Raw genomic sequence first — 25,048 nt, 5'->3', positions numbered from 1 at the left:
CGATGGGGGCAGAACGATGGGGGCAGAACGATGGGGGCAGAACGATGGGGGCAGAACGATGGGGGCAGAACGATGGGGGCAGAACGATGGGGGCAGAACGATGGGGGCAAAACGATGGGGGCAGAACGATGGGGGCAGAATGATGGGGGCAGAATGATGGGGGCAGAATGATGGGGGCAGAACGATGGGGGCAGAACGATGGGGGCAGAACGATGGGGGCAGAACGATGGGGTGGCAGAATGATGGGGTGGCAGAATGATGAGATGGCAGAATGATGGGGTGGCAGAATGATGGGGTGGCAGCCGAGGCGACACCGGTCAAGAACCCTCTCCTTGTCTCCTTGTCTCCCCACCTCGTCCCGAAGACGAGTGGCATGCCAGCTTGTCGCGCGCGGCCTGACCTGCGGTTCAGAGTTGTCCGGCCAACAGTTCGTCGGCTGCTTGTTCGGCGGCTTGCATCACCTCGGCGATCGTCACGGATTTGCCATCGCGTTTTCTGCTTTCGGCGGCGGCTTCCATGAACGCGTACAGTTCGATCGTTTCCTGCGGATCGATCGGCAGCTCGCGGGTGCGGAAGAACTTGGCGATCTGGACGACCAACGGTTTGTAACCGCCGTAGTCGCCGATCGGTGCGATGCCTTTCTCGCCGAACGCCGTTCCGCCGTAACCCGTCTTTCCCTCACGCAGGCCATGAAAAGTTCCGATGCGTCCGCCCGACCAGACGCCGACGACCAATTCGCGGCCTTCACCTGACGTCTGACTGACTGACTGGCAACCGGCTCCCATGCAGGTGTACAACGATTCGACGCCGTGAATGCCGTACCAGAACAGATCGGTATGGGACGGTTCGGTCGACGCCGGGCTGTAGGCGTTGCAGCCCAACACGGCCCCGACTTTGCCGTTGCGGATCGCCTGCGCACCGTCGCTATAGCGGAGTGATGAACTGGAAAACATCGGGACATCATAGTGTTCCGCCGCGCGATAGATCGCCACGACTTCGGCCAGATTCGATGCCACCGGTTTGTCGATGAACACGGGCTTGCCGGCTTTGAAAACTTCGAGCGCCTGTTTCAAGTGTGGTTTTCCGTCGTTGGTTTCCAACAACACACAGTCGACGCGGTCGAGAAGGGCGTCGATCGAATCGACGATCTCGATGCCCATCGACTGCATCTGCTCGGTGTACTTTGGAATCCGGCTGTAACTCGATTCGATTGTCCGGCTGCCGTAGGGATAGGCCGCGACGACACGACAGTTTTGCATTTCGGGATTCGCCGGTTCCTGGTTGAAGGATTTGGTGAATGCCGGGACGTGCGAGGTGTCCAGCCCGATCACGCCGATGCGGAGTGTTGTTTGCGCCGCTGCGGCGTCTTGGCTTGCGGCGTCTTGTGCCACGGCGGTGGACGCGATGCCCAGGCTGAATGCGAACAGGAACGCCAGGGCCTGGTGAGCGTGGCGACGGAGAGAGTTGTGATTGGTTTTCATCAGACCACCGGCTCCCATCCCTTGGCGTACTCTCGTGACCACAGTTGATTCGCGGCGTCGTTGTCTTGTGGACGGCCGTCGGTCGGGTCGGTGTGTAACACGCTGCCGGTCCGGTAGGCGATGTTGCCCAGGTGGCAGAGCAGGGTACTGCGATGGGCTTTTTCGATGTCCGCGTTGGTGCGGTGTCCGTCACGAACGGCGCTGATGAAATCGTCGAAGTGATCTTTATCGCCGCCGGCGCCGGTGCCGCTGGCGACTTCCTTGTTTCGTATGTCGTACTGGGTGTATCCCGAACCGCGGATCACGATCGATCCTTCGGTGCCGTGGAAACTGACGCCGAATCCCGAGTCGTGCGGTCCCAGTGGCGACCAACTGAGGCCTTCCCAGGTGATGGTTTTGCCGTCGGGAAAGTCATAGGTGACCATCATCGTGTCGGGGGTTTCCTGGTCATCGTCGTGGCGATACTTTCCACCGCCGGCGGTGACACGATTGGGGAATTCGACTTGCATGCCCCAGCGGGCGACATCCAAACCGTGGACGCCGTTGTTGCCCAGTTCGCCGTTGCCCCAGTGCCAATGCCAGTGCCAGTTGTAGTGGACGAGGTTGTCTTTGAAGGGACGATCCGGCGCCGGGCCTTGCCACAATCGCCAGTCCAACCAGGAGGGAACCTCGGCCGGTTTCCCGACGCCGATCGGACCGCGTCGGTTGTTGTACCAGGTCCTCGAATACAGCGTCTTTCCGATCGCCCCGCCGTGAATTTTTTCGACCGCTTCGGCGATCCCGGGCCAGCTGCGGCGCTGGGTGCCCATCTGCACGACGCGATCGTTTTTGCGCGCCGCCGCGACCGCCATCTCGCCTTCGGCCGGCGTGTAGCTGCAGGGTTTTTCGACGTACACGTGCTTGCCGGCGCCGCAGGCCATGATGGTCGCCGGGGCGTGCCAATGGTTCGGTGCGGCGCAGATCAGGGCGTCGACTGATTTGTCATCCAGGATGCGGCGAAAGTCTTTGACAGATTGAGTCTTCGTCGACTGTTTCTCGTTGACAATCTTGGTCACCCGTTCAGCCGCCCGCTCATCGACGTCACAGATATACGCGATGTCGACTTGTCCGCTGGCCATCATGCCCTTGACGATCGCGCCGCCGCGGCCGTTGACACCCATCACACCGATCGACAGCTTTTCCGACGGCGCCGCCGCGGCGGGTGTCTCTTGGGCACGCACGGTGTTCGTCAGGCCAAGGGCGGTCATCGAGGCGACGCCGGTCTTTAAAAACAGGCGACGGTCTCGTTCCAAGGTCTCGATGTCTTTCATTCAAATCGGTCCGGTGGGAGGGGAGGGAAGTGGACTGTGGGATAGGCTTCCAGCCTGTCGTTGCCGGTTTGACAGGCTGGAAGCCTATCCCACGGGGATGACAGGCTGGAAGCCTGGTGTGTGATTCTAGGCGATCAATTCGGGGATGGGTTTGCCGTGGTTGACGATCGGTGTTGGGCGTCCGTTAAAGTCTTTGATCATGACTTTGGACGCGTCGATTCCGAGGTGGTGGTAGATCGTGGACAAAAAGTCGCCGGGTCCACAGCGTCGATCGATAGCGTCTTCGCCCCGCTTGTCGGTCCCGCCGATGAAGCGACCGGTCTCGATGCCGCCGCCGGCCCAGAGGTTGGAAAAGGCGCGTGGCCAGTGATCGCGGCCGGGTTGTTTCGTCCCCGAGGGGGCGCTCGCATTTCCGGCGCCGGTGCTGGGTTGGTAGTTGATCTTGGGCGTGCGACCGAACTCGCCGGTGACCACGACCAGGACGCGTTGGTCCAATCCGCGCTCGTGGATGTCTTCGATCAATGCGGAAACCGCTTGGTCGTAAGCTTGGGCGCGAAAACGCAGCGCGTCGAAGACGTGATGGTTGACCGCGTGGTCGTCCCAGTTGTTGACGCGTCCGCACAACGGGCCTCGCAAGCTGGTCGTCAATACATCGACGCCGGCTTCGACCAGACGACGGGCGAGCAGCAATTGTTGCCCCCACGTGTTTCTGCCGTATCGGTCTCGGGTCTTGTCGTCTTCACGTGTCAGATCGAACGCTTCTTTGGTTTTCGGGTTGGTCAACAACGTCAGTGCTTGGGCTTCGAATTGATCGAGTGCCCCGAGTTCACCGTAGGTGTCAAAGGCTCGGTGCAACGTGTCGAGATTCTGCCGCAGCGTCGTGCGACGTTTCAGACGTTCGACTTCGCGTTTGTCGCTCAAGCCGATGTTGGGGACGACGAAGTTGGGCGCATTCGGATCGCCGGTCACCGAAAACGGCGAGTAAGCGTCGCCCAGGTAGGCCGGGCCGTTGTAAGTCGTCGGCGGGTTGATGCCGACATAGGCCGGCAACGGGTTGGTCCGCGGGCCTTCCAACGACCGCAGGTAGTTGGCGACCGACATCCAATCGGGCAACCGCGGTTTCGGTTTGTCACGGGTGTCGCTGTCACCGGACAGCAACTGCATCGATCCGGCGGGGTGTCCGCCGGCGCCTTGATACATGCTCCGCAACACCGTGAACTTGTCGGCGATCGCCGCTTGCCGCGGCAGCAATTCGGTGAACTGCATGCCGGGGACTTTGGTGGGGATCGTTCCGAATGGTCCGCGATACTCGCTGGTCGCTAGCGGTTTCGGATCGTAGGTATCGATGTGGGAACAACCGCCGGGCTTCCAGACCATGATCACGGCGGATCGCTGTTTCGGGTCCTGATCGACCGACTCGTTCGCGCTGGCGGCCCGCAGTCGCAGGATGCCGGGAAGGCTGATGCTGGCCATGCCGGCCAGCCCCATTCGCATGAAGCTACGTCGGCCTTGCGGTAAGCCAATCTCTTCAGACCCGCAATCGTCACAATCGTGATGGATCATTTTTTCGCCTCGGCGGGGACCACGTGAATCGAAATCGGTTCGGAAACGTAGATGTCAACGATGTCTTTGGGTTTGGCGTCACCGTAAGCGTACTTGGCAACCGCACCGCCGTAGAACGCGAGGGTGTAGTCGCCCGGCTGCGGCTTCAGCCTCGCCAGATCGAGAACCACTTCGGATTGATCTTCGGTCAGTGACAATTCAAACGCCGCGTTGCGTTCAAATCCGGCGCCGAAGGTTCGCAGCGACATCGTTTTGCCCGAGAACTCTCCGCGGCGAATCAATCGCAACGGAATCGTCAGTTTCTCTCCGGCGGTGACCTGCCAGACCTTGTCTTCGGCCGGTTCGAACGACAGTCCGGCCTGTTCGATCCCGCCGACAGAAACGGGGATCTGGTCGACCAACCTCGGGTCGGGGATTTCGCTTTTCGCGTTCGTCACGGGCCATTTCATCGAAGCCCAACGGCAGTGCCGGACGACGTCTTGTCCGTCGACGCTGGCCCGACCGAACAGGCTGGCCATCTGTAATCCGCGCGGTGCGTTGTCGGCGGCGGAGACCAGCATGATGCCACGCGTTGCTCCGGCGGCGATCTTCAGTCCCGTCGCGGTGACGCCTTCGGGAAGGTTTTCCATGAACAGGTCGATCTCGCCGTCAAAGCCGTCGCGTCGGACGACGACGATTTCGAGCGGCATCACGGCACCGCCACGCAGCGCGATCGGTTTGCTGAGCGCGTTGCGGTCGCCATTGCGGAGCCCCATGTGCAGCGCCCAGCCGACCAGTGCGAAATCCGGTGCCGCCTTGCGGACGATCATCCGATAGCGATTGGATGGATCGTTCCGTGTGCCCCCGAACAGATCGGTCACGCGGATTCGGTAGGTGCCGTCTTGCGGGACGTCGAATTTGCCCAACGCATCGGAGGAACCGGCGTTGTAGGGCGGTCCGTCATAGGAGTAGCCGTTGGAGGACCGTTTGACCGGGCTGGGCACGTCGGCCAGTTCCGCGACATCAACGACGTCACCCCCCTCGACCACACGTTGCACGACGACCGACGGATCGGTCGGGTGACCGAGACGCTCCGACGCGATCTCGACCCACCACGTTTCGCCTTTCTTGGCAGCGAACTGATAGGTGTCGACGTCCGCGGCGGGATAGAAGCTGCCGCCGATATCACAGGGCAGCGAAATTTCCATCGCGTCGTCATCGATCGCGGTTAGCGCTGTTTCTTCCGCGGCGGGGAACTCTTCCAGGCCGGTCGGCGGCCACGAGAAAGACGTGACGCTTTGGGTGGCAGGCAAACGTGACGCGATGACGTCCTCGGTCGCTTCGGTCAACGCCAGGCGAAAGAAATAATACGGTCCACCCTTGAACGTCAGATCGTGGACCTTGATCACATAGCGACCCTCGGCCGGCGCGGTGAAGTCGATGATGCCGCCGCGCCGCTCGACGATCAAATCACTGCCCGAAGCATCGGCGACGACCAACACCGGATTCATTTTCGAATCGATGCCCTTGGCGACACAATCGACAATGATCCGCTGGCCTTGTTTGGCATCGAAGGCATAGAAGTTCACCGAGCGGTCCACCAACGTGGCATTGACGATCGAGCCGACGGCGATCTCAAGTGCCGTGTCGAGCGACGTGCCGGGTTTGGTTTGCGTGACTTCGGGAACGTTGCTGACCGAAAACGCGCGTGCCGAGGAGATGCCCAGCCCCGCCATGATCCGCGCGTCATAAACGCCCGGTGCGCAGTCTGCGGCGATGCGAACGAGAAACTGATTGGCCACGACCGTGCCGTCGTCGTTCAACTTGGGCGTTGCGCTGATCGAAGGGTTCGAAAAGATCAACTGTTCGCTGCCTTCGAGTGATTGCCCGGTGATCGTGACTTCCAGTTCCGTTCCCGCTTGGCCTCCCATCGGCATCGTCGTCAGCAATCTTGGAGCCGGCAGACAAACCGATTGGGCGTGCAGGAAGGCGGGCAGCGCCGTCGAAGCGAGCAAGCACAAGCACGCGACCAGTCGGAAGGGCAGGGGAGGGGTCATGTGAAAATTCCAATCGATGGTCGTAGAAAGTGGGAGAGGCTTCCAGCCTGTCATGGGCTGGTGGGATAGGCTTCCAGCCTGTCATGGGCTGGATTTGACAGGCTGGAAGCCTATCCCACTGTTGTTCCCTAGTGGTTAAACAAAAACTCTTTGGTGTTCAGCAGAGCCCAGGTGAGATCTTGTAGGTTCTCGCGCAGCGTTTTCGTTGCATCAATCGGTTTGCCATTTCCGTCGGTGCGCGGTTCATTGATGTATTGCAACGCGGTTGCCAATTCGGCATCGCTTGGGGAGCGCGAAAAGGCGGCGAAATACAATTCGGTGACTTTTTCATCGGCGGGCGTTTTCTCGCCGACCAGTCGGTTGATGCGTCCACCGCCGGCGGCGAGCTTTGACTTGATGTCGCCGGCATTCATCAGGTGCAGGCTTTGGGCAAGGCTGCCCGATTGCACCCGCTCGCACTCGCACACGCTGGTCGCTTCGGGGCGGCCAAACACTCGCAGGAACGGCGACGCTTTGTTGTAGCTGTTGTCCGGCAGTGCCACCGCGCGGGTGCCGATCGGCAGATTGGCGAACGAGGTTTGGGTGCCGGCGACTTGATCGATCGCATCGAGCATGACTTCGGCTTGCAATCGCTTGGGATAGAAGCGTGAGTAGTTCTGTGAATCGACCAGATTATGATCGTTCGGAATCGCACTCAACTGATACGCTTTGGACGTCGTGATCACGCGAATGAGCGCTCGCAGGTCAAAGCCGCTTTCGACGAAGTGTTGTTCGAGCGCGGCGAGTAACTCGGGATTGGTCGGCGGATTGGTGTCGCGGATGTCGTCTTCCGGTTCGATCAAGCCTCGGCGAAAGAAGTGTTTCCAGTAGCGATTGACCAGCGACTTGGCAAAGAACGGATTGCCGGGACTGGCCATCCAATCGGCCAGACGCAACCGCGGGTCTTCGTCGGCCGGGATCTCGCCGACCGAATCGCCGAGCGCCGCCGGGGGCACATTTTCGCCGGTTTTCATGTTGACCGCTTGCGCGGCCCCGCGTCTGTGAAAGATCAAATCTTCGCCCGCGGTGTCGGTCGGCTTTCGTCCGATCCGACTGAAGAACGCGGCCAGCGAATAATAATCCGTTTGGCTCCAACGTTCGAAGGGATGATGGTGGCACTGGGCACACTGCAGACGGACGCCGAGGAACAATTGGGCGACGTCTTCGATTTGTTGTTTCGGTTCCTTGACACGCTTGTACCAGGCGACCGGAGGATTGGCGATCACGGTGCCGGTGGCGGCCAGTAATTCGCGCACCAATTGATCGTACGGTGTTCCGGCCAGCAGGTTGTCGCGGACCCAGGCGTGAAATGCAAAATTGGACGTGATGTCACTGGCGTCGTCACGACGGTTCTTCAACAACGCCGTCCACTTGTTGGCAAAATAATCGGCGTAATCAGGGCTTCGTAACAAGCGATCGACCGCCTTGGCACGCTTGTCGGGCGAATCGTCTGCCGCGAACGCTTGCGATTCACGTTCGGTCGGCACGCGTCCGCCGATGTCCAACGAGACGCGGCGCAGGAACGTGGCATCGTCACACAGATCCGACGGTGGGATCCCGAGCTGTTCTAAATTGGCAAAGACGAGTTCGTCGATAAAGTTGTTGGGTGTCGGAAGTGCGTCGACCGGTTGGCCCAGCGGAATCGACGCGTTGTAGACCGCGACACGATCTTGGTGACGCACCATCACGGAGACCTTTCCCGGTAAATCCATTGCCGTCACGTGACCCGATTCGCTGACCGTCGCCATGGCCGAGTCGTTGGATTCAAACAGCGATGTCGCCGTGACGTCGCGGGTTGAACCATCCGAAAACGTGGCGATCGATCGCAGCGTCAGACTCTCGCCCGGCTGGAGCGTTCCGGCCGGCGGCTCGACGCGAATCGAAACCAGTTCGGGATCGTCGTCCGATCGATAGGGTGATCCGGCTTGGATCCAGCGGAGCAGCGTGTTGTAGTTCGGGGAACCCTTTTCGATGCGAACACCGCCGCCGTGTGGCACTTCGCCGGCCGCTTTGGCAAGCAACAGGCTGCGCGCCGGATCGAGCGGAAACAGACGGCGGCCGCGGCCTTCATGGACCAGATGCTGGTAGTCCTCCAAGGGCTCGAATCCAAGCAGTGACAATTGAAATCCGTTCTGTCCGCCGCCGGCTTTGGCGTGGCAGACACCGGCATTGCAACCGGCTTTGGTCAGCACTGGCACCACATCATTGACGAAGCTGATGCCTTCGCGTGGCGTATCCGCGTCACAGGGCGTGGCGGGAGGAAGGACGCACCAGCCGAGTAGGAAGCAAAACGGCAGCAGCCATCGGTGGATTCGTTCGTGAGTGGACACGTTTGTCATGGGCCGAGCAGATGGGCCGAGCAGCGGCAGGGTGGGACAACGGCGCGTTGTCGAAGTGGGAGGGGACATCAGTTTACCGTATTCGGATCGCCGCGTCCAATTTTGATCCACGACGAGCAACGCTATGAAGCATTTTTAGCGGCAGGGCGCGAGCCCTCCGGTGTTTTGGCAAAGATGAAGAACCGAAGGGCTCGCGCCCTGCCGCTAATACCTCAAGAAACACATGGGGAAAATGCTTCACAGCGTTGCCCAACGGGGTTGCAGCCAGCAGCCGGTGGTGAGAGAAAGCGACACCTCGCGGTGCTCGCTGCAATCCCACGTCGCCATCAAGTGAAGAAGTCACCCTCCTGGCAGGAGGGTCGAGCGAAGCGAGGGGAGGTCCAATGGTGAATCGCGGCGTTCACGTCACGCTTGATGGGCCACCCCAAGCAACAACGCAAACCCTCTCCTCGCGACGCTCGACTCTCCCAGGGGATGTCAACTGAATAAATGACGGATTGGATCGTCGCGCAAGGTCGCTAAGGCTTTTGCGGCGCGAGCCCTCTCTGGCGTTTGCTTGCTGCGCAAACGCCGTCTCTCCCAGAGGGAGAGAAACTAAATGGGTTGCCAAAAGCCGCAGCAAAAGAATCGACGTCCTCCGGGATCGCGAGACGCTCGCGATCCCGCCTGTTGTCACTCACCAGCGACGAGTTCTTGCAACTGCTTTCCGGATTTGTCGACTCTTGTTGCGACGCCGTCGGCGCCGCCGACGATGAACTGCGTCCCGTCGCGGTTGGCGCCGAGAGCGTAGAGGTAACCGCCGGGAAGTTTGGCGTTGGTTTCTCGGCCGCCGTTATCGGTGCGATAGACTCGGAAGTAGCCGTCGCCAGAGGTGATGCCGATGCGGTCGTCTCGCCCCACGTAGACCAGACGCGTGATTTCCGATTTCAGTCCGCTGATCGTCCGCGTCGATTTCCCGGAATCGATGTTCCAGATCTTGACGGTCTCATCGGCTGAACCACTGGCCAGTTCACGCTGGTTGACGTTCCAGGCGAGCGCGCTGACGTGATGGGTGTGGCCTTCGAGTGACTTGATCAACGTTCCCGTCGCGACGTCCCACAATTTGATCATTCGGTCGGCGCCCCCGGTGGCCAAGGTCTTGCCATCGGGAGAGAACCGGACGCACAGCACCGTATCGCTGTGCGGCGATTCGATGCGACGGACCAGGGAGCCGTCCGAAAGATTCCAGATCATCAGCTCGCCGGTCCGCGAGGGTTCTCCGCCTCCGGTGGCCAGCCATTGTCCCGACGGATCGACGTCGACGCTCAACACACGATCGGCAAACGGACTGTCCGCGGTCGCCGAACCGATCGTTCGCTGATGCTTCCAGATCTGCTCGGACGCTTGCAGCGCGTGCAGTTGTCCGTCGGCCGCCTGGATCAACACACCGCTGTCACCGGCGGCGACCAACCGGCCACCGACCGGCAATTCGGGCAACTGCCCCAACCAGTCGCCCGCGCCGGTCCAAAGGCTCCAGGTTCCCGCTGTTTGAGATCGCGTCAGAACCCGTGTGCCTGACGCGGTCAGAGCAACGGGTTGGTCGGTCGCTGGCGATTGATCCATGCGTGTTTTCGACGCTGCCGCCTTCGCCTGTTTCGTTTCTTGTTCCGCCTTGACGTTTTCGAGAGACTGCTGGCGACGCTTCAATTCTTCGTCGAGCCGTTTCAGCCGTCGCTGGCCGCGGGCTTTCGTTTCTTCGGCCAATTGCAACGCGGTTTGTTCGTTCGAGAGTTCGCTGTTCTTCGTCGCGAGTTCTTTGGCGGCTTTGTCAGACGCTTCACTGAGCGTCTTGGTCGTGTCGGCCAGTTTCTTGGCGTCGGGCACCGCGGCGAGCTTTTGTTCGGCGTCTGCTTTTTCTTTTTTCAATGCTTCCAATTGCTCGGTCAACTTTGCAATCGACGCATCCAGTTGCTTCACCGTTGCGGTGAGTTCGGTTCTCTGTTTCTTCGCCGCTTCTTCTTCGTCGCGGGCCTGGGCCAATTTCGCTTGGGCGGTCTCCGCGGCTTTCTTCGCGTCGGCCACCGTCTTTTGTTTTTCGGCGACCGCAGTCGACTTGGCGGTGATGTCGCCGGCGATTTTTTCCAGACTCTTCTTTTCCGCTTCCACGTTGGACTGGGCCTGTTTGACCGACGCGTCGTGGGCCGCGATCAATCGTTCTCCCACCTGCGTTTCCCACTGGTCCGACGCGTGCTGCGCAGCGGCAAGGGGATCCGTTTTGGCGACTTCGATAAACGTCTTGTCCGAGAGATTAAACGTCCCCAGTGCACCGGATTCGGCCGTTACCCAAAGCAGATTGTTTGAGCCGGACAGTGCAACCGAAGCGGGTACGGCGGGAAGCTTTCCGAGTTCGACGAATTGGTTTTTCGCTGCGTCGAACTGTGCGACTTTACCCGAGCCATCGATCGCGACCAGCGGCGCGTCGTCACGTGCCGCCGAGCAAAGGAATGCGATCGGTTGATCCGAAACCGCTAACTCGCTGCTGGTCCACGCATCGTTTTCTCGCTGCCATCGATTCACCTTGCCCGACGCGTCGCCGGTGACCAGACGATCGCGATCGAGCCAGATCATGGACGTGATCGGATGGGCGGCATCCATCGTCTCCGGTTCTCTGCCATCGATGCGGACGACGCGGACTGTTTTGTCCCATACGATCGACACGCAATCGCCTTGAGGTCCGACGGCGAGGTGGACCAGCGGCGGTTGATCGGATTGGAATTCGGCCGGGACGTCAAACCCTTTCATCCATCGCCAGCGATTCATGCCGACCTCGGCCACACTCAGTTCACCCCGGGGGGACAAAGCCGCGACGTGACGTCCGCTGGGGTTCATCGCGATAGCCAGGGTTTCGTTGCGATCAATGTTTGGAATCGAAGTCGGTTCGAACGGAGCCATCTGCCAGAGTTTGACGTTTCGATAGCCGCTGGAGAGGACGCGTCTGCCATCGGAATCGAATCGCAAGTCTTGAACAAAGTCGTCGTGGGCGGGTTGGGGTTGGTTTCCGACGTGACGCTCGAGTGAGTCGATCGGTTCGGATGACTTGGATCCGAACAAACGAATCTGGTTCCCGAATCCGACGACCGACAACCGGCCGTCAGGCGTCATGCCGGATCCGTATACCGTTTGCAGGCTGCTCGGCAGCGGTTGCCATTGCCGCGGCGCCGGTGTGCCGCTCGCCTGGTCGATTTCGGCGCCCGAATCGATCCAGCGGCGCAGCAGAGCAAGTTCAACCGGATTCAGTGCCGCGGCCGAGACATCGTTGTCTTCGGGCGGCATCACCGGATCTTCGGCATGGGATGCGAGCAAGAACAAGCGGCTCTTTTGAGCGTCGCCGGGAACCAGGACATCCTCGACGTCGGATGCCTTCATCTTTTCGACCGTCTCCAAATTGACGCCGCCTTCTTCGCTGCTGGCGTTGTGACAGGCGACGCAATTTTTGGTCAGCACGGGCGCGACGTCGCGGCTGTAGACGACCTTGCGGTCTTCGGGCAGTTCTGCGATCTCGCGGGTGTTGGCCGACACGTTGGTCGACAGACCTGATGCGATGGCCAACAGGAACGTCACCGCGACGCGGCGATGCGGGCTGATTCGGGAACGGGATGGGTGAGGGATCATGGCGTGGCCGATGGGGGCGAAGCGTTGTCGGTCGAGGTGTCGTCGGTCGGTGCGGGTGGGATCGTCAACCAGACTTCAGTCAGCGTGTGGAAGGGACGCAGCGGGTAGGTTGCCTCGGTCTTCTCCTCGGTCGGTTTGCCGTCGGCGTCCAAGAACGTGCCAACGATTTGGAACGTCGCGTGACCGCCGGCAGCTTGACCGGCGGTTAACTTTAGTTTGACCGATTTCGAAGTGTCGCCCTTGGGTTCGGAAAGGACGCTTTCGACCGTCACGCCCGGGGGCAATCCGAGTGCCGTGATTTGGACGTTTTCGCTGAAGCCCGCCGTCCGCGTGACCGTGACGGGGATTTCGAGGGGTTTGTCACGCGGCAGGACAAATTGGCCGTCCGTGACGGTCAGTTGGCATTCCGGCTGACTTTCACGAACCGTTAATTGGTAGAAGTGTCGGGGGCCGAATCCATCGATCATGTCGGACACCGTCACGTCAACCAGGCCGTCTTGCTTGGCCGTGAAGTCGACGCCGGCGTCGTAGTTGCCCCGTGAGAGGTCATCGTTGCTGGCCAGCACCCCGCCTGTCTTTTGATCGCTGATCGTCAGTTTTGAATCGAGCAAAAATCCATCGGCTTTGGATCGCACTTCGGCACGGTACTTTTTGCCTTTGACCGCGGCAAACGAATAGCTGTGCGTTTCTTTGGGATCGCGGATGTGTCCGGTCAACAACGCGGGGAGCGTGACGTCAACGTCGTCGCCGTGATGGTGTGGCACCGCTTCATCGCCCCGGCCAGGGACCCAGGACCAACCGAGTCCGCCAGGCACCGTCGCGGTGGACGGGGCCACCCGGGTCGCGGGAGACAGAACGACGGGGCACGACGGGGGCAGATTGTGGCCGAAGGGCAGGGCGGTGTTGCCGCTGATGGCAAGATGGTCCAAGAACGGGCCAGTGGTCATTTCGCAGACGTAAATAAAACTGCTCGATCCGCTGAAGCCGACCGTGCTGTTGGGCGTTTCGGGAAACGCAAACAAACGCACCAGCACGTCTTGGTCGGCCTCGCATTGATAAACCAGTTGCGGGTCCAGGCCGCGGACATCGTCCACTTGCGCCAGCACGTTGCCGCGAAGATCCGTCAATTGCAAGACGGCGTCCATCGGTGATTGAAGCAGCTGATTTGCGGTGACCGAAGCGACGAGCTGTTGACCGGCTTTGAGCGAGACGCGGTAGGCATCGCTGTCACCACCCTTGGCCAATCGTCCGGCAACCACCGCCGGCAGGGTCACCCGATGGGCGTCGTCGCGTTTGTCGTTGGGTTCGGTTTCACGGGTCACGGCGATCGGCGCGATGATCAGCGGATGGAGCTGCGTGGCCGTTTGCCCGTCGTGAAGCCGGATCCAGGCCACGCCGGGCGGCGCGGTCGCCGCGATTTTGACGGTGAACTTGCCGGAGTCTTTTGCGGCGGTGATTTCGATGTCGTCTCGATCACAATCGACTGACGCCGGCCAGTTGGGAAACTTTCCTTCGGCGGTGACCTCGGATTCACTCCCCACGGCAACCGTAGGCGGGAAGATCCGATCGAGCTTGAGTTGTGCGTGAGCAGTCTGTGACGGAAGGATGCAAAGCGCAATCGTACAAGCAGCGATCACCCATCTCAGCGGGACGCGTAAGCGAGCGGCGCGTGCAAGCTTCAGGATCGGCACGTGCCACTGGCTGACGCCACGTGCCGGGGCGGTCGATTGCCGCTCGGTCTCACGCAACGTCACTACGACGACCGAGCGTGCCGGCCGAGATTGAAGCAACGACATCATCACTAACCCATCAACTCGTCGATCGGGGTGGCGTCGCTGACCAAGTGGGTCGGGCGGCCTTCCGGCGTGTACATCATTTGGCCGGGATCGATTCCGAGTTTTTGATAGATCGTCGAGACGAAGTTTTCCGGCGACAACACACGCTCGATTGCGGCGTAGCCTTGTCGATCGGTGGCTCCGACGACCTGGCCTCCGGGGGTCTGTCCGCCGGCGAACATCACGCTCATCGCGTTGGACCAGTGGTCGCGTCCGCCCCGAGCGTTGATCTTCGGCGTCCGTCCGAACTCGCCCAACACGACCACCAGGGTGCGCTCGAGCATGCCTTGTTGTTTCAGGTCCGCGATCAGGGCGGCGATCGTCGCTTCGAACGGGGGCAGTTTGGTGTCAAGGGCTTTGAAGATGTCGGTGTGGTGATCCCAACCGCCTTGATAAAGCGTCACAAAGGGAACGCCCGCACCGACCAGTCGTCTGGCCAACAAGGCTTGCTGGCCGAAGGTGTTGCGGCCATAGGCATCGCGGACTTCGTCGGATTCCTGATGGATGTCAAAGGCCGCTTGAGCCTCTTTGCTGCTGATGATCTGCATTCCCTGTCCGTAGAACTCGTCGACGGCCAAGGTCGGATCGGCGACCGAGGCATCGTTGAAGCGAAGCATCGTGTCGATCTGCTTGCGGATTTCCTGTCGCGACGCAAACCGCTCGCCGGTTAATCCGTCGGGGATGGTGACATCCCGGACGCGAAAGCCGGAACTGTTGGGGCTGTCGGGAACGACGAACGGCGCGTACTTGCTGCCCAAGAAATTGGGGCCGCCGGAGCGGGACATGCGGGGCAGCGAGAAATAGGCGGGGATGCCGTGGGGCGCGCCGATTTCTTTGGCCACCACGCTGCCCAGGCTGGGGTGGAAACTGACGAAGGCGCCACAACCGACCGGGATTCGCGGCGGTGCCCCGGTCATCATGTAGTGGTTTCCTGCACCGTGGTTGCCCTGGTCGTGGCGAATCGAGCGGACGATCGCCAGTTCGTTGCTGATCGCCGCCAGTTTCTTCATCGGCTGAGCGAATTGTACGCCGGGGGTTTGGGTCGCGATCGGCTGGTACGCACCGCGGATTTCGACCGGCGCGTCGGGCTTGGGGTCAAAGGTTTCGTAGTGGCTGGGACCACCGTCTTGCCAGACCAAGATACACGCATCGGCCTGGGCGCTCGGGCGGCTTGAATCCGCTGCCGAAGAGGCTCGAGCGCGGGCGCTCAACGCGCCCGAAAGGCCTCCGGCGATCAGCCCGCCCAGCCCCAGTTTCAACCCATCGCGGCGGGTCAGGCCTTCGCAATTCGTCCAACGTCTAGCCATGGTGGTTGATCTCAATTTTGAATAATGAATTCGGGAGCGTTCATCATCGCCCACATCAAGTCTTCGATCGCGCCGCGTCGTTGCTCGCCCGCTGCGGTGATCAGTGATTCGCAGTATCGTTGCTCTTCGGCGGTCGGCCGACGAGAAAAAATCGCCAGGTACAGTTCGGTCACGATCTCCGCCGCCGACAACTTGCTGGCGGCCAGTCGCGCGGCGCGACCGGAGTCGTTGCGAATGCGGCCGTCGAGTTCACGCGAATTCATCAGGTGCAAGGTTTGCGTGACCGACGAATCCTCGATCCGTTCGCAGGGAGGATCCTTGTTCGGATCGGGGCGGCCGAACGTGTCCAGGAAAACCGATCCGATCCGGTGCGTCCAAACTTGATTGGAACGCGACTCGGGGGCCAACGCGGAAAACGATTCGGTCGTCTCGGTGGCATTGGCAACCGCTTCGGCCAAAACTTCGGCACGCAAGCGATGCCGATAGTGACGCGAGTGATTCAGCCGATCGCCCGCGTTGGATTCGTTGGGCGTTGAGCTGGCCGAGTACACGTTGGAGAGCACAATCGTCTTGATCAGTTGTTTTTGATCGTAGCCGGACTGTTGAAAGTGTTTGCCCAATGCATCGAGCAACGCGGGGTTGCTGGGCGGATTGGTGCTGCGCAAATCATCGACCGGATCGACGAAGCCGCGTCCCATCAGTTGAGCCCAGATGCGGTTCACCTGGACTTGGGCAAAATAATCGTTTTCCGGGGAAACCATCCAATCCACCAGGGCTTCGCGCGGGTCGTCATCGGCGGCCAGGTCGACCGTTCCGAACAGCGGAGCCGGTTCGAGCACTTCTTCGGTCACCGGATGCCGGACGTCGCCCTTGGTGGAAACGTAAACGATCTCTTCACCACCGGAGATGGGCGGGGACAGCCCCGTGCCCTTGCGACCGACTTTTCCGAAAAAGGCGGCGAAGGAATAGAAGTCGTGCTGGCTCCATTTTTCAAAGGGATGATGATGGCATTTTGCGCAGTCCAACCGCACGCCCAGGAATAGCTGGCTGACCAGCGTGGCGACTTCATCGGGGCTGCGACGGTCGCGAAACAACGTGACCGCACCGTTGTGCCAGGTGCTGCCCTTGGCGGTGATCAAGCGGCGGGCAAACTCGTCATGGGAAACGTTTTCGCGGAATTGCTGGCGGATCCAATTGTCGTAATTGAGCACCGCCTTGATGCCGACCCGGTAGGGATTCGGACGTAACAGATCCGCCCATTGGTTGGCCCAGTGATCGACGTATTCGGGTTGTTCCAACAGCTGGTCGACCAGTTGCCCGCGTTTGTTGCTGTCTTGGCGATCGAGAAACTGTTCCGCTTCCGCAGCCGATGGCAAGCGGCCGATCACGTCGGTGTAGACGCGGCGCAAGAAAACGGCGTCGCTCGCCGGCTCGGAGACTCGGATTTGCAGTTGGCTCAGTTTGTCATAAACCAAGTCATCGATAAAGTTGGCGCGTGGTCGGTCGTCATAGAATCCATCCGGCAACGCTTCGGTGCGCGGGATGCTGACGTTGGCGACGCGAATGTGATTCATGTAGCGGGCCATCACCGCGGTCTCGCCCGGAACCGGACCGGCCTTCAATCGGCCCTCCGAATCGACTTGCACGATGGCGGCATCGTTGGACAAGTAACTGGTCATCTTGGTGACGTCACGCGTCGTCCCGTCACTGTAGTAAGCGACTGTCGACAGCCCGGCGGTGCCCGAGGGGGGGAGCGCAAAATCAGTCTGTTTCAGTTCGACCGATTCCAGCACGGGTTCGTCCGCCAGCCGGCGTGGTGCGCCTTGGCGGATCCAGGAAACGAGTGTGTGGTAGGCATCGGAGTCGACTTCGATTTTTCGGCCACCCCCGTGGGGCAACTCGGCCGTCGCTTTCTGGATCAATAAACTCGACTCCGGCGCGGTGATGCTCAGTCGCCGTCCCCGCGCCTGACGGGCGATCGCGTCGTGGTCGAAGTCGGAATCAAAGCCGAGCAGTGAGAGCTGGAAACCGTTTTGCCCGCGTTGCTTGCCGTGACAGGCTCCGGCGTTGCAACCGTGTGCGGCCAAGATCGGTTGCACATCGAGTTCAAAACTGACGGCGGCGTTCGCCGAGTCTTGTTTCGCCGGCAGCTCCGTGCCGGCCGCTCGGGGAGCGCACAAGGCGACCAGTATCAGCGCCGACAGAACGGCGCGACGGTTCGACAACCTCGATTCAAGGCGATCGGGCATGGCGGGACGGCGGGCAGGGAGGGGGAGGGCAGGGTAGGGGAGGGCCTCTCAGTATAACCGCTCGCCAGCTGCAGTTGGGCGTCAACTTGGGGACGGGCAGAGATGGTGGCAGAACGATGGGGCAGGAGGTCGTGCAACTATCGAAGTCACCCTCCCGTGTGCGGGAGGGTCGAGCGCAGCGAGGGGAGGGCTTCCGACATTGATGCTCCATCGTTGTTAGCAACTTTGGCTTCGCAACAACCCTCCCCGCGTCGTCGCACACTCCTCCGCGACCCTCCCGGAGGGAGGGTGACGACAACTTCGTTGATGAACGGATCGGTTAACTTGGTGCCTTTGGGGTCGAGCGACGCGAGGGGAGGTCGATCGGTCAATCGCGGCGTTCACTTCGCCGGTCGGTGTCACGTCATTTGCTTTTGCGTCGCTGGGTGATCAACGCGTGCATGACGTCGCTGCGCCGCACCACTCCCAACAATTCGTGGGGGCTGGCGCGTTGGACGACGGGGATGCAGTCGTCCGTTTCGCCTTGAAACAATTCGAACGCTCGTGCCGCCGGGTCGTCTTCGTGCAGACAGGAATCAATGTCGCTGACGAGGTCTTCGGCACGCACCAGTTTCGCGGCGCTGTGATCGAACAGGACGTCGCTGAGCAGCGGGTAGCGAATCACGCCGACGACACGCATGCGGTCGTCGACGACCGGGTAGGTGTTGTCGTGGCTGTGTTCGATATGCGCGACGACTTGGTCAAAGTCGGCGGATTGGTGGATGCCTTTGGTTTTTCGCAACAGATCGCTGACCTTGACTTTGCCGATCACCGCCGCCGCGGGGGCGGTGCCGTTGACCGCCGCACGGAACCGGTCGACGACTTCGCGCAGCTGTTCCAGCGGCGTGCGGCTGGTGTGGTGGATCGCCTGGGCCAACGGGACTTCGCCGGTTTGGATTAGCGAATGTCGGATGAACAGCGGCCCGATGATTTCGAACAAGACGACCGATCCCAGGATGATGTCTTGAATCGGTTTGCCCAATTCGGGATTGCGGTTGACGGCAATGGTGGACAGTGCGATCGCGGCGCCGGCCTGGGCGAACAGACACGAGCCGCCCCAATTGCGCACTTCCGGCGGTTGCCGGGTGGCTTTGGCGGCGACGTAGACGCCCAGCCATTTGCCGACGATCCGAAACGCGATGTAGACGATGCCCAGTTTGCCGGCGGCGATGAACGCGCCGGCATCGAGTTCGGTGCCGTGGGCGACGAAGAACAGAACCGCCAGCAAGCCGGACAAGTGATCCAGCTCGTCGACGATTTTCTGTTTGTAATCCGACGTGTTGGCAACCGTCACGCCCATCATCAGAAAGGACAGCATGTACGGAATCTCGAACGATTCGTCGACGCCCAACAGGAACGTGACGGCGGCGACCAACAACACCAGCCAGCGTTTCATGTTCAGAAACCCGCAGCCGTAGCTGACCACCAATCCGCCCACGATCCCCAGCCCCATCGATCCGCCGACGTTCAGCAACACGCTCAACATCTGGCTGCTGAAGGAAACCTGCAGTGTTCCCTGGGACCATCCGATCGCCAGGAATGCGAACTCGAACAGGATGATGCAGGCAAAATTATTCATCGCGACCATAAAGCCCGTGCTTTCGGTCACCGGGCCTTCGGAGCGGAATTCTTTCAGCACCAGGATGGTGGTCGCCGGTGCGGTCGCCACGGCCAAGCACCCCAGCAACAACGCCATGCTGCCCGAGCAGCCGAACAGGATCAAGCCGATCGAGACCAGGACGGCGGTCGCCGTGATTTCCGCGATCGAGAGCGCCATGCAATGCGCCGCGACACGCCGGACCTTGGAAAACGTGAACTCGCAGCCCAGATTGAATAGGACCAACGCCATCGCCAGTTTCAGCAACGGTTCGAACAGCTCGACGTGTTCGGTCGGGACCCAGTCCAGGGCGCTCGGGCCGACCAGCAGCCCCACCAACAGAAACGCCGTGACCTTGGGCAAATGGACGAAATCGGCCAGGACACCGGCAGCCAGACAAACCGCCAGCAACAGTCCAATCGTGCTGGTGATGTGCAGATGAAATTCACCCATGAGGATCGCCATGAAAGGTCGTCCGTGGACACAGTTGGAAAATCCACAAAGAGTGTCAAATTTGGTGCGGCGTGGGCTTGCCGGGCACCCTTTGTTTACCGAATTGATTGCTCAGGGGCCCAAGTTTAGCCGAAGAGGGCCATTGTTGTCGCGGGCGATTGGGGGGGCGCCCGTACCGAGTCCGTCGCGACGGGGATAAGAGAGCGGATTCATCCCGACGGGATGCGTAACGGCGTGTTGCATTGTTTGCGGAACGGCGCGAGCGGGCTATCGTTTTTGTGAGCCGCGCGCCGCGTCAGCGGCCGGGCACTGCGACGCTGCCCGAGGCCTTACGGCCAGCGGCTCACCATTGACTCAGCAGATCCCGACTCAATCGACAACCCGCGAGCCGTCCGGTTTCCGCGTGAAAGACCGGAGGGCTTGCGCCCTGCCGCTGACAAAAAACACCCCGCCCTTAACGTCCATGTCGATGACATGGGGCGTCAACCATCCGGGCCATCGACCACGCGGGCGACGGCGAAGATCGTGTTGTCTTGCGGAATCGATTTGGCGTTCCACTGGATCCAGCGATAGTTTCCGCCGGAATCACGGTAGCGATTGCAGAACGCCGCGATCGAATCGCCCTGGGCCAGCGTGCCGATCGCTCGGATCGTTTGCTGGACGTCGTCGGGGTGAAGGAATTCGATGAACGGTTTGGAGATCAATTCGCTATCGCTGTAGCCCAACACCCGGGAAAAGTTCGAATTGACACGTTTGAAGTATCCGTCCAAGCTGGCGATGCAGAACAGATCCATGCTGAGTTCAAAGAATCGGCAGAGGTCTCGTTCGGCACGCTCCTTGGAGGATTCCAGGTAGGTGGTGATCTGCGTGGCGATGGTTCCCGCGTCGGCGGGCCGAGCATTTTCCTCTCGGGCCAAACAGCGTTTGGCCAACGCGATGATCGCCGGATCCGCGTCGCAGGCGTCCAGGCGTTGGTACGTTTTGTCGAGGGAACCTCGTGCGGCGCGACGATAAATGCGACGAAAGCTCGATCCCTCGTAGGGCGGTTTGCCGGTCAGGATTTCGCACAGCAACGCGCCCAAGCCGAAGACGTCTGAACGCACGCTGATGTGATGGCCGCGCGCCTGTTCCGGAGCCATGTAGCTCGGCGTGCCGATGATCTTGCTGTTGGACAGGATCATCGAGAGCTGCTCGTCAGAAATGTGTTCCACCGCCGCAGGGCAGATCGGGGTCAGTTCAATCGGGGATTTTCCCAATTGACGGCTCAATCCCCAATCCATCACGTGGACTTCGCCGTACGCCCCCACCATCACATTGGACGGCTTGATGTCCAGGTGGACGGTTTGGTGCGAGTGTGCATAGGCGATCGTCTGACAGACTCGGGCGAAGACATCCAGCAGACGCGAATACTGCAGCTGGGTTTTATTTTCCGTCTTCATCAGCTCACTGAGCGTCCTGCCCTCGACCAGTTTCATCGCAAAGAAGGGCTGTCCATCGTCGCTGATCCCCATGTCGTAGACCGAGACGATTCCCGGATGCTGCAGCCGTGCGGTCGTGCGGGCTTCTTGGAAAAAACGTTGGCACGCTTCGTCTCGGCCCTGATAGTTCTTCAGCAACACCTTGATCGCCACCTCCCGATCAAAGGTGCTGTCGTAGGCGTGATAGACCAACCCCATGCCGCCCTTGCCGATCTGTTTGTCGATCGCATACCGTTCCATCTGGGCGATCGATTGCTCTTGGCAATCGTCGTGATCGAAATCTCCCGCCGCCTCGCTTTCCACACGGTCTTTCGAGATCGATGCGGTGGGCGCCGAGGAGCGGTCGGGGATCATCGATTCCGGATCCTCATGATTCGGTTCAAGGGCAACATCGCCGCAGAGTTGGATCAAGGTCATCGAATGCAAACTCTTCATGGGAGAGTTCGCGCAGCCTTGATCGATCCGTTTGCCCCACACCCGCCGTGGCCGCATCAGTCGGCAGCCCAACAGGAGATCGCCGGAGAACCTGAGTGGGGTCCGCCGATGATCAACGATTCCAATGCTGCACAAACCACCCACTGTGATGCGAGCCGCTGACGCGACCGCAGTGGAGCTGAAACGCTGTGCAATTTTTCGTGTGTCCGCTGGTCCCCATTATACCCCTTATTCCAGGGGGCGGGTAGGGAAAAGTCCCCCAGAATTTGAACGACGCTTTGATCGGTCGCGGCGGTCAGTCGGGGTGGGACTGGAGAAGCTGGTTCAGTTCGGCCAGCATGGCGCCGGCAGCGGTGTTCAGCTGAGCCAAATCGGTGACGGTGGCGGCCAAGTCGTTGTCGCGGGCTTTGGTTTCGATCCGCAGCGCCGTTTCGCGAACCGCTTCGGCGAAAAATAGGCTGGCGGACCCTTTCAAGGTGTGGGCGCTGCGGGCGACCACGACGGGATCGCCATCGGGAATGCTGTCATTGAGGACTTGCAACAGGCCCGTGCATTCGGCGATGAACACTTCGGCCAGCCGCGCAAGTCCCCGTGATCCGCCGGGGATTCGGCTGGCCGCCGCTTGCAGATCGATCGTGTGGAAGGCAACGGAGCCAGAGTCGCTGGAGCCGGTGCCATCGGCGTCACTGGCCGCCGTCGGTTGCGGGGTTGCCGGCGGCTGGCGGGGCGGATCCGTCGCCGCCGGCTCGTTTGGTCCGCCGGGGTCAGGTTTCGCAGCGGCAGCGTTCCCCGAGGCCGCGAGCACGGACGTCTCGGGGGCAAACCGGGCCATCGTTTCTTGCAGCCGCCGCTGGTGGATCGGTTTGGTCAGGTAGCCGTCCATGCCCGATTGGGCGCAGGCCTCGGCATCCTCCTTCATCGCCGCGGCGGTCAGCGCGATGATCGGGATGTGCCGACCGGTGACGCGCTCGTGCGCGCGAATCGCCTTGGTCGCGTCGATGCCGTCCATCACGGGCATGTGCATGTCCATCAAGATCATGTCAAACGGTTCGGACTCGTACCGGGCGACCGCTTCGCGTCCGTCGCTGACGACGATGGGTTGATGGCCCGAAGCGCGGAGCATTCCGACGGCGACGTGTTGATTGGCCAAGCCGTCTTCGGCGACCAGGACACGCATCGGCAGACATTCGGGCAGATTCGCACGCGGATCGATCTTCGCGGCTCGTTTCCGCTGCATGACTTGCAGGATCGTGTCCAGCAATTCTGATTGCACGGCGGGTTTGGTCAGGTAGCGGGCGATGCCGATGTCTTGGCAACGTTGCAGGGCGTCGCCGCTGGAGGACGACGACAGCATGATCAGTTTCAGTTGCTCGCTGGAGAACTGGCTGCGGAGCTGCGTGGCGAGTTCGAATCCGTCCATTTCCGGCATCATGCAATCCAGGATCGCCAGCTGAAACGGTTGGCCGCCTTGAGCCGCGTCGGCGACCGCCTGCAGCGCGCTGGCGCCACCGGCGGCCAGCGTCGGGGTCAACCGCCAGTTGGTCAGGATCTCTTTCAGGATTCGCAGGTTCGTCGCGTTGTCGTCGACGACCAGCACGGGCAGTTCGGCAAGGCTGCCCAGGTCGCCTTCTCGGTCAACGGTTTGGTCTCCGGCGAGCGGAAAGAACGCTGTGAAGTAGAACGTCGTGCCTCGGCCGGGTTGGCTTTCCAGCTGCAACTCTCCGTGCATCAACTGGACCAGTTCTTTCGAGATGGCCAGCCCCAGTCCCGTGCCGCCGAATCGGCGGGTCGTCGATTCATCGGCTTGCGTGAACGGGTCCAGGATTGACGCGTGTTTTTCTTTGGGGATTCCGATTCCGGTGTCTGTGACGCTGAACCGCAGCGGCAGGTGATTCGGCGGCGCGTCCGGGCCCGCTTCTCCGGCACAGACTTCGACCAGCACCTCGCCTTCGTCGGTGAATTTGATCGCGTTGCCGATCAGGTTGAGCATCACCTGACGCAATCGTCCGGGGTCTCCGATCCAGCGATCGGGAAGATCCGGTGCGACGCGACAGGCCAGTTCGATGGTTTTCTTGGCGGCGCGGATCGCCAAGGATTGACTGGTGCGCTGGATCAGATCACGCAACGAGAACGGGATCGATTCCAGTTTCAGTTTCCGCGATTCGATTTTCGAAAAATCCAGGATCTCGTTGAGCAACAGCAGCAGCGATTCGGCCGAATCACGCACTAGGTTGATGTAGTCGAGTTGTTCGCTGTTGAGTTTGGTTTGGGCCAGCAATTCGGACATGCCGATGATGGCGTTCATCGGGGTGCGAATTTCGTGGCTCATGTTGGCCAGGAAATCGCTCTTGGCCCGGTTGGCCGCGTCGGCTTCGTCGCGGGCTTTGCGGAGCGCTTCTTCGTACTTGATCAGTTCGGTGATGTCGCGTGAGATGCCGAAGGTGCCGATCACTCGCTCGTCGTCGTCTTCGGTCAACGGCATTTTGGTGGACATGCACCAGGTGTCGTCTCGGTCGGGCCAGGTTTCGCGTTCGACCAGATCGACGACGGGTTCGCGGGTTTGCATGATCCGCAATTCGTCTTCGCGGGCGGCGGCGGCGTGTGTTTCGGTGAAGATGTCGGCGTCGGTTTTGCCGATCACTTCGGCACTGGCCAGACCGAACTTTCGCGCCATCGCTTCGCTGATCCGAACGAACCGGCTGTCCGGATCTTTGAAGTAGATGCTGTCGGGAATGTTTTCCAACAACGCGGTGAGCAGGTAGCGTTCGTATTTCAGTTCGCTTTCGGCGAGGTGTCGATCGGTGACGTCCCAGAAGATCAGTTGGATCCCGATGACGCGTTGATGGGCATCCAGGACGGGGCTTTTGATCCGCTCGATCCATTGCCGTTGGCCGAATTTGTCGACGGACTCTTCGACGCTGTGCAGCGATTCTCCGGTGCGGATGACTTCCTGGTCGTCCTTCATGTAGGCCCGTGCGATGTCGGGCGGAAACAGTTCGTCGTCGCGTTTGCCCAGCACGTCTTCGAGCGTGCAGCCGCGGGTCTTGAGATACGTTTCGTTGGCGAATAACCGTCGGCCGTCGGTGTCCTTGATCAACAGACTCAACGGCAGCGTATTGACCAGCGACTCATACGCGGCGAGCGAGTGATTCGGGGCCAAGGAGTCAAGGACGTCGCTTCCCGAGTCATCCGGGGCCGGTTCGTCCGTCTCTATGCCGTGCAGATCTGCCATCGGA

The 25,048-nt window shown here is 60.8% G+C and carries 12 protein-coding genes; all 12 read right to left on the bottom strand.

What is annotated here, in order from left to right:
- Positions 1-407 precede the first annotated feature (407 nt).
- Entirely contained in the window at positions 408-1,481 is a 1,074-nt protein-coding gene (locus Enr13x_RS33105) for a Gfo/Idh/MocA family protein (RefSeq protein WP_145391152.1), read from the bottom strand.
- Positions 1,481-2,791, bottom strand: coding sequence for a Gfo/Idh/MocA family protein (locus tag Enr13x_RS33100; RefSeq protein WP_145391151.1), 1,311 nt, complete (start codon positions 2,789-2,791; stop codon positions 1,481-1,483). Before Enr13x_RS33100 ends, Enr13x_RS33105 begins: the two co-directional genes overlap by 1 nt.
- A 126-nt stretch (positions 2,792-2,917) precedes the next feature.
- Positions 2,918-4,354 (bottom strand): DUF1501 domain-containing protein, encoded by a 1,437-nt coding sequence (locus Enr13x_RS33095; RefSeq protein WP_231743926.1) that lies wholly within the window; start codon positions 4,352-4,354, stop codon positions 2,918-2,920.
- Entirely contained in the window at positions 4,351-6,390 is a 2,040-nt protein-coding gene (locus Enr13x_RS33090; RefSeq protein WP_145391150.1) for a PPC domain-containing protein, read from the bottom strand. Before Enr13x_RS33090 ends, Enr13x_RS33095 begins: the two co-directional genes overlap by 4 nt.
- A 128-nt stretch (positions 6,391-6,518) precedes the next feature.
- Positions 6,519-8,768 carry a DUF1549 domain-containing protein gene (locus tag Enr13x_RS33085; protein ID WP_145391149.1) on the bottom strand — a complete coding sequence of 750 codons (2,250 nt, stop codon included), beginning with the start codon at positions 8,766-8,768 and terminating at the stop codon, positions 6,519-6,521.
- Positions 8,769-9,440: 672 nt separating this feature from the next.
- A complete protein-coding gene (locus tag Enr13x_RS33080; protein WP_145391148.1) occupies positions 9,441-12,419 on the bottom strand; it encodes a c-type cytochrome domain-containing protein in 2,979 nt (992 codons plus the stop codon).
- Positions 12,416-14,218 carry a serine protease gene (locus tag Enr13x_RS33075; RefSeq protein ID WP_231743925.1) on the bottom strand — a complete coding sequence of 601 codons (1,803 nt, stop codon included), beginning with the start codon at positions 14,216-14,218 and terminating at the stop codon, positions 12,416-12,418. Before Enr13x_RS33075 ends, Enr13x_RS33080 begins: the two co-directional genes overlap by 4 nt.
- Before the next feature lie 2 nt (positions 14,219-14,220).
- Positions 14,221-15,561 (bottom strand): DUF1501 domain-containing protein, encoded by a 1,341-nt coding sequence (locus tag Enr13x_RS33070; protein WP_145391147.1) that lies wholly within the window; start codon positions 15,559-15,561, stop codon positions 14,221-14,223.
- An 11-nt stretch (positions 15,562-15,572) separates the two neighbouring features.
- The gene (locus Enr13x_RS33065; RefSeq protein ID WP_145391146.1) at positions 15,573-17,810 is read right to left on the bottom strand and encodes a DUF1549 and DUF1553 domain-containing protein; all 2,238 of its coding nucleotides are present in this window, start codon (positions 17,808-17,810) and stop codon (positions 15,573-15,575) included.
- Positions 17,811-18,213: 403 nt separating this feature from the next.
- Positions 18,214-19,911 carry a cation:proton antiporter domain-containing protein gene (locus Enr13x_RS33060; protein WP_145391145.1) on the bottom strand — a complete coding sequence of 566 codons (1,698 nt, stop codon included), beginning with the start codon at positions 19,909-19,911 and terminating at the stop codon, positions 18,214-18,216.
- Positions 19,912-20,381: 470 nt separating this feature from the next.
- Complete coding sequence (locus Enr13x_RS33055) at positions 20,382-21,812, bottom strand: protein kinase domain-containing protein (RefSeq protein ID WP_197455533.1); 1,431 nt, start codon at positions 21,810-21,812, stop codon at positions 20,382-20,384.
- A gap of 295 nt (positions 21,813-22,107) precedes the next feature.
- A complete protein-coding gene (locus tag Enr13x_RS33050) occupies positions 22,108-25,044 on the bottom strand; it encodes a hybrid sensor histidine kinase/response regulator (RefSeq protein ID WP_145391143.1) in 2,937 nt (978 codons plus the stop codon).
- Positions 25,045-25,048 lie beyond the last annotated feature (4 nt).

Source organism: Stieleria neptunia (assembly GCF_007754155.1).
GTDB lineage: Bacteria > Planctomycetota > Planctomycetia > Pirellulales > Pirellulaceae > Stieleria > Stieleria neptunia.
This window is presented reverse-complemented; position numbering and strand designations above follow the sequence as displayed.